Below are 14,572 nucleotides of genomic sequence, written 5' to 3' on the forward strand. Positions count from 1 at the left end.
GCGTAACCTCATGACATTGCCCAGCGACCCTTGCCCGCGATCGCACGGTTGCCGCACTGAGCCGGGCAGGAAGCTGGCCTTCGATTCGACCTGTTAGGACGACATGAAGAACCCGGCTACGCCACCTTTTCCTGAGCCTCGACCAGTTGCGGATAGGGGCCCCGACGCCTTGAACGCCCAGATCCTCGGCGTCGAGCACTGGAGCCTTCTCGCCGCTCGGGGGGCACTCTGGCAGGAAATCTTCAGTCGCACGGGAACGTTCCTGGCGATTGTCTCGGCATCCGTCGTTGCCCTTTCGTTGATGGTCCAGGCAACTGGATTCGGGCAGAATTTCAGAGTCATTGCCTCGCTCGTTCTACCGCTGGTTTTGTTAGTTGGGTTGTCGACGTACACGAGGTTGCTAGAAGCTGACCTCGAAGATCTTTGGTTAGTCATTGGTATGAACCGTCTGCGGCACGCGTACCTAGATCTGTTGCCTGGCCTCGAGCCGTACTTCGTCACCGGGTATCACGATGATTGGGCCAGTCTCCTCCAGACATACGGTTTCGGACGGCGCATCGGAGTCCTTCATCTGTTCGGCGGATCCGCCGTCATCGTCGGAGTCGTGAACTCCATGATCAGTGGCGTGATTGCAGTGGTGATTGCGACCATTTGTGGTGCCGCGGATTGGCTGCAGATCGTCACCGGTGTCATGGTCGCCGTCTTTGTTGCGTTTATTCTCATCTCGACATTTGTGAAGAGGCTGCGCCGATTCCGGCGGGAGTTTGTTCCCAGGTTCCCCAAGCCCGCGGCTGACTGATCGGTGAACTTCACCTCGTTTCGTCTGCTGGCATTCAAGCGGGGGTCTGCAGGAGCGGGGCCCGCAAATGACGGCGTATCCGTAGTTGCGAAGGAAGGAAGGCTCGAACATGACAACGCTCGGTGGTGTGCAAGTACAGCCTGTCGATCGACGGTCAGGCCGGATACACCGTCGAGTTCGCGCGGTGATCCTGAAGTAATGATCAGTGTGCAGCGTTGAATGCGTCTTCGATAGCAGCGGGAATGCGGCCGCGATCGCTGATCTCGTAACCGTTGTCTGCGGCCCACTGCCGGACAGCTCTGGTCTGAGCCGGATTACGTGTGGCCCCGCTGTTCGAGGGTGCAGCAGATGGAGCCGTGGAGGTGGGGGAGTGCCGACGCTTACGCCCGCCGACGCGGGTCGCGTGCTCGATGTAGTAGCCGATCTTGCGGTGAAACTCGCTGGCGTTCTTTGCCTTCAGGTCTACGAGGTAGTCGACGCCGTTGACGGAGAATTCGATTGTCTCGCCTGATTCGTCGTCGATGACCGAGCCGTCGATATTGTCGACCAATTGGGTGAATATTTTTTTCGCCACGGTTCTATGCGGCCTCTCTCGAATGGAAACACATTGCTGTCGACTGCCACTCTAACCAGACCGAACCCGCAGGCAGATGCACCAGATGAGGAAATGCGTAATAGGCACTTCCTCCCGTGTCGACCACGCCACCGCTACTCGACCTTATTTCGTCTAGTCGACTTGACTAGAAAATGTCCAATCGACTAGACTAAAGTCATGGTTACCGAGCAGCCCACGCGGAAAGTGGTCAAGGCCCTCAAAGCGGCCGGGTTCACCTCGGTCCGCACGGTCGGATCGCACAGCACGTGGGTCTCGGCCGACGGCGCAGTCAAAGTGACTGTGCCCGATGGGCACCGGACGATCTCGCCCGGTGTCTACCGCAAGATCCTCGCAGCCATGAAGGAGGCACAGCAGTGAGCAAAACTTACACGGTGTCGGTGACCCGAGACGGCAAGTGGTGGATGATCGCCGTCCCCGAACTCGACGCCCTCACTCAAGCCCGTCGCATCGACGATGTCCACACCGCAGCGAAAGAACTCATCGCCCTCGAAACCGGAGTCGCCCTCGCCGATGTCGAGATCGAGCAGCACATCCAGCTCGAACCCGGGGGAGAGGATCTCGCGGTCCACATCGCCGAGATCGCGACACAGCGAGCACGTCTGGCCGAGGACGAAGCCCGCGTCAAAGCCAGCACCGAGGCCTTCGCGAAGAAGCTCGCCACCGCTCAGGTACCCGTCCGAGATATCGGATCGCTTCTCGGCGTGACATTTCAGCGAGCCAGCCAACTCGTCAACAATTGACCTGAGCATCGAATGTTCGGTCCCTCGCAACTGCATCGGTTTCACGGTTGTGAACGACTAGAGTCGGTGCCATGCCAACTCTGCCAGAGGGCCAATCCCTGCTCATCCGTACGTACTTCGGCGATGACGGTGCCTGGGCGCAGGTTGCGCGAGATGCCCAGGCGTCGCACGTGCAAGACAGTGGTTATGAGGCTCAAGCCTTTCTGACGACGGTCGACGACCCGGAGTTTGCCGACATGTCGGTGTCACGCATTGTCGGCTTGGTGGAATCTCCGCCGCCGGACTATCTCTTCGTAGTCGACCAGCGGGCATGTGACGAGCCGGAACATCCAGTGCTCGTTGTGGATACAAGTGCCGATCCGGACGATGAGGCAGCTACTTTTCGGGTTGTACCGAGCAGGCTTGCGGTAATCGAGAACAACTTGTCTATCGCAAATCTGAGCTTCGACGACCTCCGTTCCGGCGCGGACCTGGATGGGGTGTACCGCGGTGCCGGAGCAGTGCAAACTATAGAAAAGCCGCAGGTCCGAAGCGAGGATTTGATCGCCGCAGCAGACAACGCAGACGACTCGCCGACGGTCCAGCAACTGCGAGAGGATCTGAGAAAAAGGTCAGTACCGGTTTGGCCGGCGATGGTCGTCACCGATCTGCGGGACAGGTACGACGCGATTGCAGGAGGGACCTACAACTCGGAACTGACCATCGGATACGACGAGACCCTTCAGGTTCTTGCTCGGGGCGGCTCGGGGTTGGGAATCCACTTCGCGCTCGTCGACAGCTACTGGTCCATCTACCTGGACTCGGACAGTCTGAGCTTGCTGGCCGCCATGAAAGTGATCTATCCGTCGTGACCGCCGCCCGCACGGGATTTTATGAGCGGCCATAAAGACACCAGGGGCGCGCCGGTCCCTGAATCTAGCCAGGGACCGGCTCGCCACGGCGAGCAGGATCAGGAAATGGTGAACTCGCGCGCCTCCGTTACGACGGCTCTGACGACCTGATCTACGACACGGGAACCGCGCCCGGCGCTGCTGCGTCGAACTAGACATGGACCCAGACGAACGCGCCGCCATCATCGACGAGGGCTACGACCCCGACGACCCGGCCGTGCGCGCGGACCTCGATCACGTCAGGCGTCTGCTCGCCGAACATCGCCACCTGACGGCCGACCCCGAACTCTCCCTCGACCACCTCGCGAACGCCGCTAGGGTTCGCGAACCAGGGCCAGCTTCGGGCACACGCAGGTAGTTCGACATCGAACGTATGTTCGCATAGATTGAGGGCACTGATCCGTTCGGCGAAAGGTCGCACTCATGGCCGGTATCGCCGACACGATTCCCGACCTGACCAGCCTGGACAAGGCTGCACAGCTCGCCGCTCTTCGCCGCAGCATGGCCGCGATCCCCGGACGCCGCGACCACGCACCCACCGACTCCGACGACTCGCCCGCATTCGCCCCCTCGCAGCCGAACGCGCAGGCCGCCGCGACCGACGGCGATGAACGGGCACTGAGCGGCCCCGTGCGCTCACGAACCCTCAAAACCCTGCCGGTGCCCATGCCGCTGTCGGAACTGCTGCCACGCGGCGCGCTGGCCCGCGGAACGGCCCTGTCGATCACCGGTGCCGGATCGATTCTCGTCGGACTCGTCGCCACCGCCACCGCGGCCGGCCACCACGTCGCACTGATCGGTCAACCCAAGTTCGGGCTCCTCGCCGTCCAGGAACACGGCGGGGACTTGTCGAAGATCGCCCTGATCGACCCCGGTCAAGCAGACCCTCTCGACGCCGCCAATATCTGCATCGATGGGATCGATCTGGTCATCAGCACCGTCCACGGTCGCGACGTACCGCCGACCCGCGCACGTGCCCTGCTGGCCCGAAACCGAACTCACGCAGGGGTATTCGCAATCACGGACGGTCGAATGCCTGGTCTCGATCTGACGATTTTCTCTCGCCCCGTCGGCTACGGCGGCATCGAGCAAGGCAGGGGCCGCATCGGCTCGATCACCCTCGAGACCACCGTCCACGGACGCGGAATCACCCAGCGCACAGGCCGCTACACCCTCACCGCACCGATGTTCGGCGAACACGGCTTGCGCTGGGCCCCCGCGGTCACCGACGCAGTCGCCGAACATGGGCCGCACCGATTGGCGGTCGCACAATGACCCCCGACCTGTACGAGAACTGGCCCGTGAGCTTCGATCCCCCCACGCGCCGCATCGTCGATCCACCTCGGAGAGTCCTGGTCAACATATTGTAGACGGGGTTTGCCTCTGACCACTGTGCATCCGATTAGTCTCCCGCTGTTTCGGGCCATCACCAACGAGGTTCGATACCTGCCCGAATCAGGCTCGGACCATGAGCTGCCGCTGTAGCGGAGCCAACGCGGATGAGGATTTGGCCCGTCGACAGCCAAGACAGGCTAAAACGTCAGTGCAGTTCGGGAATAAGTCATACACCCCCGAACTGCACTGGTGGGACGTGAAGATCAGCTTCCGGTCCAGTCGACTGAAGTCACACACACCTACCTTGGTGGCACTGGCGGTTCGGAGCTGACGGGCTCCGATTCGCGGTTCGGATCGAACGGAATCTCGTTGTCGATGGCATCTCGCATTGTTGCGACCGGCGCTGGCTCATCGGTTGATCGCCGCGCAGTTCCATCGCTGACGGCAGCAACTTCCTCTGCTGACAACGTCACTTTGCCCGCGCGTGGAGCGACCGTGTACCAGTTTTCGGACGGCAAGAAGCCAGCCGACATAAGGTATGTTGCTCCCGGCTCGATCAGTGGGTCATCGTCCAGTAAGTACAACGTACCGTCGGTGCCATACCCGCCTTGCTGATTGACGAGTATTTGGCCCGCGACGTCACCCTTTAGGGTCTGAAGCACCTCAACAGAAAACTGCGTCTCGGGAAACGGCCCAACTGCCTTCGTACCGACTTGCTCAATCACTGTTCCGACGAAGACCGCGTCGGCCCAACCGGCAAGCTGCTGAGGGTCTGTCACATCGAAAGCCGAGTCCATTTCCACTGCTTGTGTGCGCGTAGTCACGCTGGCAGTCGCGCCAGCATCTCCAGGTTGCGTGCCTGCCGAAGTGCTGCAGCCAACTAATACAATGCAGGCGAATAAGCTCGCAACGCCCACCCTGCCGTACTTTGATCCTAAACTTCTGACCTTCATCATGTCATCCCCAGAGTTGACGGTAGGCGGCTTGATCCATGAACTGCGGCGCAAAAACCGATGAGTTTGAAATCGGATCCATCAGCTGACTTTTGCAGTTGTGCGCCAAACCGAGCGCATGACCCATCTCGTGTGTCATAACGTTCCGTTGATTACTGGCGTTACCGAGCTTCGCTGTATTCATTTGAATAGTGTCCACCCCAAAGTCGGTGTTGCTGTATAGCCCGGCCCATGTGACGTCCGGACGGTTGGCGTCGGAAATTTCCACATTAGTGAGCGTCGGGTTCACAGGGTCATAGGGGGTAACCTGGACGCTCCCAAGTGCATTCCAAGCAGTGGATGCCTGCGAAATTGCGGTCGTGTATTGGGAAGATGACTGATAGGTGAGTTTGGAGAAGAGGACCGAGCTGTAGCCCAATGTCGGCGGCTTGCGTCCTGACGTCAGATACTGGCCGTTCTGGAAGTTCTGTCCGGAAGCGCCATATGACTCGTAACCATCATTGGACGTTGTTCCATCTTGACACAGGTACTCATCACTGCTCGGGAAGCCCAAGGGTCCAAGCTCGTAATTCTGCGCAGCCCACTGATCGCGAATGTTCCCCCAGGTGGCATAGGCGGATGTGGCTCCGAACTTGTATGTAATCGCGCCGCCCTGGAAGTTGTTGTATCGCCCGCCCGAAGCAGGGCTCTCACGTGTGACCGGGTAGCCGAGTCGTCCACGTTCGTCGCTTCGCTTCTCGTATTGATACGGGCCGTTGACATACGTTCTGTACTGACGCGATGGCAAATTGAGCCACTTGTTCATGATCAAGCCGCCGATTTGACGACCTTTATTTGGGTCGACATTTGGCGACCAGTAAATGCGATTCGTGAACCCGAATTCCTGCCACCGCCCCTCGTTGCTGTTTCCTGCCCAGAGCTCGCCACTGGTGGGTTCTCCGATACTCGAGGTGCCGCCTTGGCCGTATTGGTTAGCGCCCGAAAGGAAATCGATAAATTCGCGTTCGATGGAGCCGAGGACCCACTGGTTGTTGCGAAATTGATCGGCGTTCGCAACGCCAGGTGTAGAAACTAGCAATGCAAGGGATGTAATTAACGCACCGATAAGTGACATTCTTCGAGCGACAATTTAGTTTCGCGTCCGATGCTGCCTGAAGCGGACATTGATCAATGGGCTTGGATCGCCAATATGCGACTTGAGAGGTAACCTGCTCGGTTTCATGGAGCTCCCACAGTGAAGGGCATCAAGGACGAACCGAACAGTACGGTCAGTTTGCCCACCGTTGGAGAGGCACGCGAACACGAGTTTGGTCACAATTCGGTCACCGTGACCGCCGCCAACTCGACGGCGGCTAGACTTCGAACGCATGAGCAATACAGGTTCTCGGTGGCTACGGCCAGCTGTCCTGCTGGTTCTAGTCGGCGTCTTGCTCGTTGGTGTTGCTTTTGGGGCGACCAGCCAGATTGGGCTCGGTCGCTCGGCCTCAGAGATTTGCGAGAATGCTTATCCGGGGGCTGTCGACGTCGAGTCCAGTCGTCCCCTTCTACCGCTGGTCGTCGTGCGTTGCGCTGCACAGGATTTTGACACGCGTGTGGAGACTCATGAATTTGACCCGCTGTCAACGCTTGTCCTCATGGCTGGGATCGCAAGCATTGTCGTTGGTGTATCTGCCGTCCGACGTCAAAAGCTGAACGAGTCATCTCAAAAAGGACAGCGGTGAACATACTCGGTGGTCTGGTCTGATTCGCTGTGTGAGAACTCGAATCAATTCTGGTCAGAGGATACTTCCTCCCCGACGCCAGTATCTTGCAGCTTTATCGAGGCTTAGCGGTCCTGCCGGCCACACGCGCCCACGACAGCGTCCGCGGAGTTCGAGCGTGACTGCAGGGAGATCACCCCTGACGTTGTTTCCAGTTCTTTCCGTAGGGCGTGGTTGTCGAGTGTTAGCCGCTGGATGACGGCCAGTGCGAGGGTGAGGTCTTGAGTCAGCGCCGCGTTGTCTCGTTGCACGCGCTTGTTGGAGGCAAGGAGTTCGGTCCGGTCGTCATGCCGTGTGGCGACGGGAGCTGCGACGGAAGCGGCTCTGAGTTCGGCAGCGATAGCGGGGTAGTGCCGCCAGAAGGTTGCGTTGGACAGACCCAGTCGACGGGCAAGGCCGATGACAGTGGCGCGGCCGCCGGCCGATGCTGCGTCTTCGAGGTGCTCTGTCATCACTCGACGGACGTCCTGCTCGCTCGGGAGGTCGATGCGTTTACTCATCGGATTGAGTTCGGATCGTGTCGGTCGACGAACTGATTTATCTGCTCACTCCGTTGCCGTAGTCGATGCTGCAGCAACGGAGGCAGCGACGGTGTTCGTTCGAGCTCGCGCTCGATATCGGAGCTCTCCGAACGCAACTCGTCGAGGTTGCCTGAGGTGAGCGCGACGTTGCGGCATTCGAGCGGTCGACAATCACCGAGCGTCGGCGCGTTCTGGCCCGAAAGGTTCTGTGCGCGTGTGCACAGTGCCTTGTCCGGATCGTAGACGCAGGTGGCGTATCGGCCTGGATAGATTGCTGGGTCGAATCGGCGTATCAAGCGGTCGTGCCGACGCCGGTCGGTGACGACCTGTCCTTGGTATCGGATATTCGACTCGAGCTCGCTCAGACGTCGGCGGGCTTCGTCGGCGGCGGGTCCAACGAGATCGGTGTGTTCATGGGTATCGATCATTGCCATCAGACCCTCCCCTCGGGCAAGGGCCACCTCTGACTCGACTTCGGCGCGGAAACCGCTATCCGATGTGCCGGCGTAGCCCTCGAACATCTGGACAGCTTGGTGGCGATATTGAATTGCTCCGGCAATGGATCCGCCGGGTTGGCGTGCGATGAACCAGGCGAGCGTTCGTCTGAACTGGCGGGTTGTCAGCCGCCAGGTTTGGGCATTCACAGCCGGTATGTTCTCTGCGAGACCATGTGCGCGACAATAGCCGTCGATCCAGGACACCAGATTGTTGATGTGGTCGTTCGTGGTCTTGGTCAAATTGACGTGGGCGGCGGTTTTGCCGATCCGCACTGCGGTGCCATGAGTTGAGGGTGCGAACAGCCGGGTTTCGTTACCGGGTTGGAGGAGTTCGAGGACCGCCACGGCGCGGGCGGCCGGAGCGCCGACAACCCAGGTCACTTGCACTCCGGTGGGGTCGCGTTCACCTTTGAACGCGAGGCTGGTCATCATCCACCGGTAGGGCCTGCCGTGAGGGTCACGTTTGACGCTGATGCAGCCCCGCTGCAGATGCTTGATCTCGCTGTCACGCATGCCGGACAGGAACGCAATAATGACGTAGCAGGCTGCGCTCAGCGCCGACAGCAGGTGCAAGATCCCGGCTTGACGATCACGTCGATTGAACAGGATGCGGTCGATCCAGGGGGACCCGTTGATCCGTCCGTTGATCACCACGTCACACGAGACGTCGTTGTCGACCCCGACCAGTCGAGCTGTGTCTTCGATGAGGTGGCGGTAGGTCCGCAAGGTCGTGCGATCGCATCCAAGCATGCGGGACAGGTGGCGAATGCTCGGTTGTCCGTTATGCCCCGGTAGTGGGCGGTCCGCGGCACGGTATTCAGCTATGAGTTGGTCCAGCTCCTCCTTGACCCATCGTCTCGTCTTGGGCGGAATTGACCCTTGTCCCAATCGAACTCGTCGCCACTCGCGGTCTGCCGCGAGAATGTCCGATGCAAACTCATCGACGAATCGCAGACTCCATGTGAGTAGGGGTCCGAGCACCGCCTCCGGAATTCTGGCGGTCGCGTTGTCTGGTCCGCTCCTGTCGCCGGACTCGCTCCAACCATCGATGTGGTACGGGTCGAAAGTCAGCTGATCGGTAACCATGAGTCCGCGGTAGCGATAGAGCGACCGAACCGAACTGCGATAGCGATCACGAACCGTGAGAGTGGGTTGCGTCGCGAGCAAATGCAGTTGGTACGCAATCAAATCGGAAGGTTGCAACTCCGATAGCAGCGGCTGGCGCAGGTTGGGTCGCGAGGCGAGCCAGGAGAAGAAGTGGCGTAGCGTGGGCAACATCGAGGCAATCGTTGCTACCTTCGGTAAGCCGCGTCCTCTGGCGGGTGCAGGCCCGCCCAGTAGCCCGATGAAAAGTTCTTTGGCCACGGTGCGATAGACAGATGGCACGGATGTGAAGTCGAGGATCAGAGCAACATGATGTTGCTGAAAGAAAGCTGGACTGAGATCCCAGACGTCGTCTACGAATCGGGAAGCTCGGCTGAGTTCTGTCTCCGGGCGCACCGGCCGCCCGTTCAATACGCATCGTTCGTCGAACGGATGCGACGTCGACGGTTGAGGGTGGGCGTTGGTCATGTTTGCTCCCATGGTGATTCGACGAGATCGAGAAGTGCATCGGTGGGTTTGATCTCCGTTGCCGCCAGGATCTCGGACCGATTGAACTTCGAGAGAACGTCATGGCGGATGGCCGCCCACGTCGGTCCGTATCGGACCCACCAATCGGCCTCCGACAGCTGATCGCGGCGGGCCGCCAGCGCATCGAGCAATCCGAGCAGTCCAGGAAGGTGATCCGGTGTGACCACGCAGTTTCCGCAGTGAAAGCAGTCGAGAAACGATGCGCGACAGCTTCTCCCGGTGGCGGGATGGTGTTCGTGATCCCGGCACGCTGACCAGGCGGTATCGGCTGCGTCTGCATGCGTCGACGGGGTTTCACCATCGGGATCGGTGGTGGAGCGTTCCGGCTGCACGTTCAGTGTGCCTCCGGCAACGTGCAGCGCTCGTCTGTGTGCTGCCAGAGCGCTCGATTCGGCGTCGCTGACGGCAGCCGCGACAACGGTGTGTGCCCATTCCTGTGTTGTCGGGTCTCCGCGTAGATAGTTCCGGAACAGAACCGGGATGGTGTTGCTCCGGGCAGCGGACGGGAGGTGACCGCCGATCTGTTTGGTACGGCGCACGTCTGCCGTGGTCTTGATCCGGTTGCCGGTGACCGCAAGCGGAGCCGGGGGCGTTCCGTCGACGACGTCAGCGTGGAGGCAATGCCGGGTGCGCCATCCGGCAAGGTTGATTGCTGTCGCGGTCAGTTCGCGAGCGAATGGGTCGAAATGTTCTTCGATACCGCGAAGGCCGGTGTTGTGGCCGCTACGCCAGATCGACCAAACGGATGCGCTGCCAGAAGTGTTCCTGCTGCGAGTGGTCAGTTCGTGTAGCAGTAGGTAAAGACCGCCGGGATAGTGCAGTTCGCGACCCGGTGGCCCGATCTCCCACGTCGCGGTCTCGAACCATCGGTGATTGCCGCGGCGGCGTTTGATGACACGAACTTCGACGGCGCGTGTCTCCAGGATTCGGTGTTCCCAGGGGAGCTCTTTGATGGTTTCGATATTGCGGCCGGTCAGCGCCACCATCAACACGAGCATTGGCGCGAGGTCCCGGATCGTCATATAGAGCCGGCTCGCAAGCTCCAGTCTGACGACGTGCGCGCTGAAGCTCCGGCTCGGGGGTACGACTCCTGATTCCGCAATCGCGACGAGCTCTTTGTCGCCCTCCAAGCCTTCCTGTTCACCCGTTTGTCCTATTGCAGCTTCCGAGAGTCGAATTCGATCGCGCAATGCGGTGATGTCTGACCGAGCGGCTGAGAGAATACGATCGAACTCTCCGTCCGAGTAGCCAGGTTGGCCAATCCGGGTCTGCCCGATTTGGCGGCAGGTGTAGTCGATCACTGATGAATTCACCGTATCGACCAGCGGTGGCAACGTCAGGAACTGTCCGAAAAGTGCGATGCCTCGCCAGGCGTAGACGTCCTTCTGCGTGATTCTGCGCTGGTTGTAGACAGATTGGAGGTGGGCGGTCTCCAGCAACGGTGGTCCGGTCGGTGGATCCGGCAGTTCCGAGAGGGATCGCAGCATGGATCGCACCCTCGTAACCAGTCCCTTCGCTGAGCTGAGCGTCCTGCTGCGTCCCGTCGCCCCGAGGGCAAGGGCCAGAGCCTCTGCAACTGCCGTGTGCCAACCGGGCAGCGCCATCTTCGCGACGTCCACCAGCAGAGTCCGGCCGTCTTCACCATCGAATCGGACCGTGAGGCCGGAGGCGATGGCGTGTTCGCCTTCGGTCGGTGTGTACGGGCCAGATGGGAGCATCGCGCGGCGCCCGGTGCCGGTACTGCCGCGACCGTTCACTGTGTTTTGTTCTCAGTGGCGACGTCGAAGACGTCGAGTGGAGTGTCGCGGGGATCTTCCCATGTGTTGGGCACCAACATCATTCGCGTTTCCATTTCCAATTCCGACAGCGCGTGTAAGTAGATCTGTGTTGTCACCACGGAGCGGTGTCCGAGGCGACGTCGCACCCAGTCCAGAGGGTCACCGAAGATCTGTGTCCATTGCCCTCGCTGTTCGGCAGTCATTTCGGTCATCGCGCTGATATGTCCGCGCTGTAGCTGTTCCAGAGTCACCACCGCGAACGTGTGCCGCAGGCGGTGAGCATGTGCAGTCAGAGGAACTCCTGCTCGACGACACCGTGTGTTGGCGACTGCGAACATGTCTTTCCAGGTCGAGACCGCGATGGGGGTGCCGAACTCCGACAGCCAGAACGCGGCCGGCGTCAAGCCATCGGGCCCGTCGATGAGCAAGCGGCGTCGTTCGTCGGCATCGAGGTTGGAAACTTTCACGGTCGATCGCAGACCGGACCGAGTCTGTACGACGACCGGCGAATGCGGATCAGGGATCACGAGCGGGCGGCGAACCTGTTCGTACCGTCCGCAGGCGCGTGCGCGGGCGATGACCTCCGCGCGATCGAGTGTCGCGTACCCGATCAGGTCGGCGATCACGGATTCAGGAACGTAGACTCGGCGGGCCGAACGACCTTTGGCGATGGCCGTCGGCAGCCAAAAACGTTGATAGCCCCCGAGACCGCGAGCTGTTGGCACATCGAATACCGTCAGCGCCGCTTGCTCGGACAACCGCATGCCGGTGCGCACCATCAAGTCGCAGAATGATGCATTGCGCGCCGCCCAGCGACCGCGAAACCCGGTGTCGTGGACACCGTCGGCGCGATATCCGCGAATCCCGACATCGCGCCATAAACGGTAGGACTGGGGTGGGAGCCACTCGATACGATCCGTCGCGGCATCGTGCGAGTAGGTTGCCGGTGTTGTGGTCGAAGAGTCATGACGGACGAGGCCCGCGCCGAACGGCATTGGTCGTCGAACTCTCTGCGGCACAGGGTTGTTCAATATATGGCCCGCGCGGACCTGCCATCGATAGAACTTGTCGACTGCGGCAACCTCTCGGTCCCATGTCGCACCTTGTATGTGCGGCCCTTGAGAGTCGATCCTGCGCCAGCGCCAGTACGCCAGATGGTCAGCCTCGTTGACGTCGCACCAACGAGCTCTGTCTCGTGAGACAGCAACGAAGTTCAAAAACGCGGCTAGATCGCGGGCGTAGCCCACCTGGGTGTGGCGCGCCTTCGCCTGCATATCGACTGATCTGAAGAAGGCATTCAACTCGATGTCATACTCAAATGATGGGTCAATGAGGAACGGCGTGCCGGCCACCAACTCTGGCCGCGCGAACCCAGGCCACTCCAAATTTGTGTCCGGCACCGCTGGCCGCGGCACCAACTCGTGTGGAGTGATACAAACACGCCAACCAGGTCTCGGCATGGTGGGCAACAGTACGTGGACATCTGTCCATCCGTGCACAAAACGTGGCGCTCACCGTGGCAGGCTCGTCCGGAGGCTCCTTCCGCGACGGGACACCTCTCAAAGTCCGCTCCGAAGGTCTCTAGCCAGTGAACTGTTGTTGTTGCAATCGATTTGACTGATTCTGGGCTGCGGGCGTGGTGCTTGCCAAAGGCTTGTTCTTCTCATATTGCGTTGTAATGCAACGGCTTTCGGCGAGCCCTCTTGAGTGGAGTGCGCACCTGCGTGGTGCGGCGGTCATTTTCGGAACAATGCGCGATCTGGTTCTGGCAGCCATAGGGAACTCGTTTCGTTGCTGCGGTAGCTGCCGGCGACGAAGTCGATCAACGAGTTGAGCGCAGGATGCGAGCTTGCTGTCTCTCGCCACAGCAGTGCCATGGGGTAGGCGGGCGTGGGGTTCACTATGGGTACACGACGAATATTGGGATGCCACGGCGTTGTGGTTCCTTCGCCGCCGAAAGTGACCAACGCCTGCGAGTCCGCGATGCGGTCGAGAATGTTGGTGAAACCTATCCCGCCGGGGTGCCGCTCGGAGTTGATTGTGACGCCGCAACTGTCGCTCAGCTGGCGGTAGAAGTCGCCCACTTCGGAGTCGAATCCAGCTCCGGGCACCCATGCGGTGAGGTCTGCGAGGTCGTCGAACTCGATGTGGTCGCGTTGCGCGAGCGGATGGCCGCTACCGACCAACAGATGCAGAGCGTCGAGGTAGGCCGGCGCAGCATTGACATAGGTCGGCAAACGATGAGCACTCCAATTATGGCGGGCGAATGCAACATCCACTCGGCCGGCGACCACCGCGTCTCGCGATGTCTTCAACGGTCCCATCATGATGAGCTCGATCTGGGCGTCCGGGTGCCTCTCCAAGTAAAACCTCATCAGGTTTCCGTCGACGATCTGGGCACCATGCACCGCCACACGGAGTACCTGCAGTTCTCGCACCGCTGCGATTGCTGTGTCGGCCGATGTGAGGACTGTGCGCGCGTGCGGCAGAAAGCGAGCACCGTGAACGGTCAGCGCGACGTTGCCGGTCTGCCGCTCGAACAAACGAGTGCCGAGTTGGCCCTCAAGCTTGGCGATTCGCTTGGACACCGCCTGCTGACTTACACCCAACAGAGACGCAGCCAGACTGAACTGACCCTCATCGGCAATAGCGACCATCGCGCGTAGCGCGGACAGATCCAGATCCAACTTCGCCACCTGCTCTACATCTAACAGTTGTTCGACTACGCGTGTCGATTGTTCGACTCAGTGTGACCCTAGCTGGTCATATGGCTGCTAGGGACGAGGTGATCCCGACAACCAGTAGGCGTTCTTAGCTGATCGGGGTGACCATGAGTCGAACGTCGTTCGTGCATTTGCACAACCACACCGAATATTCGATGCTCGACGGTGCCGCCAAGATCGGGGCGATGTTCGCCGAGGCGGCGCGGTTGGAGATGACGGCGGTCGGGATGACCGACCACGGCAACATGTACGGAGCCAGCGAGTTCTACAACGAGGCCAAGAAGGCCGGTATCAAACCGATCATCGGCATCGAGGCCTACATCGCCCC

15 protein-coding genes are annotated in these 14,572 nt (G+C 60.3%); 7 read left to right on the forward strand and 8 right to left on the reverse strand.

The features are described from left to right. Nucleotides 1–169: 169 nt before the first annotated feature. A complete protein-coding gene (locus tag CH286_RS26030) occupies nt 170–799 on the forward strand; it encodes a hypothetical protein (RefSeq protein ID WP_052056700.1) in 630 nt (209 codons plus the stop codon). 202 nt (nt 800–1,001) lie between these two features. On the opposite strand, the gene CH286_RS26035 is transcribed toward CH286_RS26030, so the two are convergent. Then, nucleotides 1,002–1,373, reverse strand: a complete 372-nt coding sequence (locus tag CH286_RS26035) for a histone-like nucleoid-structuring protein Lsr2 (protein ID WP_094610791.1) — start codon at nt 1,371–1,373, stop codon at nt 1,002–1,004. Nucleotides 1,374–1,571: 198 nt separating this feature from the next. Here CH286_RS26035 and CH286_RS26040 point away from each other — a divergent pair, with 198 nt between their 5' ends. The 5 genes from CH286_RS26040 (at nt 1,572) to CH286_RS26060 (ending at nt 4,320) form a co-directional block, all read left to right on the forward strand. Next, nucleotides 1,572–1,772 (forward strand): type II toxin-antitoxin system HicA family toxin, encoded by a 201-nt coding sequence (locus CH286_RS26040; RefSeq protein WP_008720157.1) that lies wholly within the window; start codon nt 1,572–1,574, stop codon nt 1,770–1,772. Beyond that, on the forward strand, nt 1,769–2,155 hold the full coding sequence (locus tag CH286_RS26045; protein WP_032385459.1) for a hypothetical protein: 387 nt from the start codon (nt 1,769–1,771) through the stop codon (nt 2,153–2,155). Before CH286_RS26040 ends, CH286_RS26045 begins: the two co-directional genes overlap by 4 nt. Before the next feature lie 71 nt (nt 2,156–2,226). Further along, nucleotides 2,227–3,006, forward strand: coding sequence for a DUF6924 domain-containing protein (locus tag CH286_RS26050; protein ID WP_052056699.1), 780 nt, complete (start codon nt 2,227–2,229; stop codon nt 3,004–3,006). A 196-nt stretch (nt 3,007–3,202) separates the two neighbouring features. Further along, nucleotides 3,203–3,403: a hypothetical protein gene (locus CH286_RS27690; RefSeq protein WP_094724361.1), complete on the forward strand. Its 201-nt coding sequence runs from the start codon at nt 3,203–3,205 to the stop codon at nt 3,401–3,403. A 65-nt stretch (nt 3,404–3,468) separates the two neighbouring features. Further along, a complete protein-coding gene (locus tag CH286_RS26060; RefSeq protein ID WP_094610792.1) occupies nt 3,469–4,320 on the forward strand; it encodes a hypothetical protein in 852 nt (283 codons plus the stop codon). A 359-nt stretch (nt 4,321–4,679) separates the two neighbouring features. Here CH286_RS26060 and CH286_RS26065 read toward each other — a convergent pair whose 3' ends face one another. The 7 genes from CH286_RS26065 to CH286_RS26095 all read right to left on the reverse strand — a co-directional run bounded on the left by CH286_RS26065 (nt 4,680) and on the right by CH286_RS26095 (nt 14,217). Further along, nucleotides 4,680–5,177 (reverse strand): hypothetical protein, encoded by a 498-nt coding sequence (locus tag CH286_RS26065; RefSeq protein WP_008720607.1) that lies wholly within the window; start codon nt 5,175–5,177, stop codon nt 4,680–4,682. Nucleotides 5,178–5,337: 160 nt separating this feature from the next. Further along, complete coding sequence (locus CH286_RS26070) at nt 5,338–6,447, reverse strand: matrixin family metalloprotease (RefSeq protein WP_094610794.1); 1,110 nt, start codon at nt 6,445–6,447, stop codon at nt 5,338–5,340. Between the two features lie 711 nt (nt 6,448–7,158). Beyond that, on the reverse strand, nt 7,159–7,593 hold the full coding sequence (locus CH286_RS26075) for a hypothetical protein (RefSeq protein WP_094610795.1): 435 nt from the start codon (nt 7,591–7,593) through the stop codon (nt 7,159–7,161). Further along, nucleotides 7,590–9,497 carry a hypothetical protein gene (locus CH286_RS26080; RefSeq protein ID WP_141215895.1) on the reverse strand — a complete coding sequence of 636 codons (1,908 nt, stop codon included), beginning with the start codon at nt 9,495–9,497 and terminating at the stop codon, nt 7,590–7,592. The genes CH286_RS26075 and CH286_RS26080 overlap by 4 nt, the downstream gene beginning before the upstream one ends. Nucleotides 9,498–9,679: 182 nt before the next feature. Continuing rightward, nucleotides 9,680–11,461: a hypothetical protein gene (locus tag CH286_RS26085; protein WP_141215896.1), complete on the reverse strand. Its 1,782-nt coding sequence runs from the start codon at nt 11,459–11,461 to the stop codon at nt 9,680–9,682. A 35-nt stretch (nt 11,462–11,496) separates the two neighbouring features. Continuing rightward, nucleotides 11,497–12,873, reverse strand: a complete 1,377-nt coding sequence (locus CH286_RS26090) for a tyrosine-type recombinase/integrase (protein ID WP_255139193.1) — start codon at nt 12,871–12,873, stop codon at nt 11,497–11,499. 384 nt (nt 12,874–13,257) lie between these two features. Continuing rightward, nucleotides 13,258–14,217, reverse strand: coding sequence for a LysR family transcriptional regulator (locus CH286_RS26095; RefSeq protein WP_094610798.1), 960 nt, complete (start codon nt 14,215–14,217; stop codon nt 13,258–13,260). 134 nt (nt 14,218–14,351) lie between these two features. Between CH286_RS26095 and CH286_RS26100 the strand changes: the two genes are divergently transcribed. Continuing rightward, nucleotides 14,352–14,572: PHP domain-containing protein (locus tag CH286_RS26100; RefSeq protein WP_141215897.1), on the forward strand; the 221-nt coding region annotated here is incomplete at its 3' end.

Origin of the sequence: Rhodococcus sp. WWJCD1 (assembly GCF_002258735.1) — a bacterium.
Taxonomy (GTDB): Bacteria; Actinomycetota; Actinomycetes; order Mycobacteriales; family Mycobacteriaceae; genus Rhodococcoides.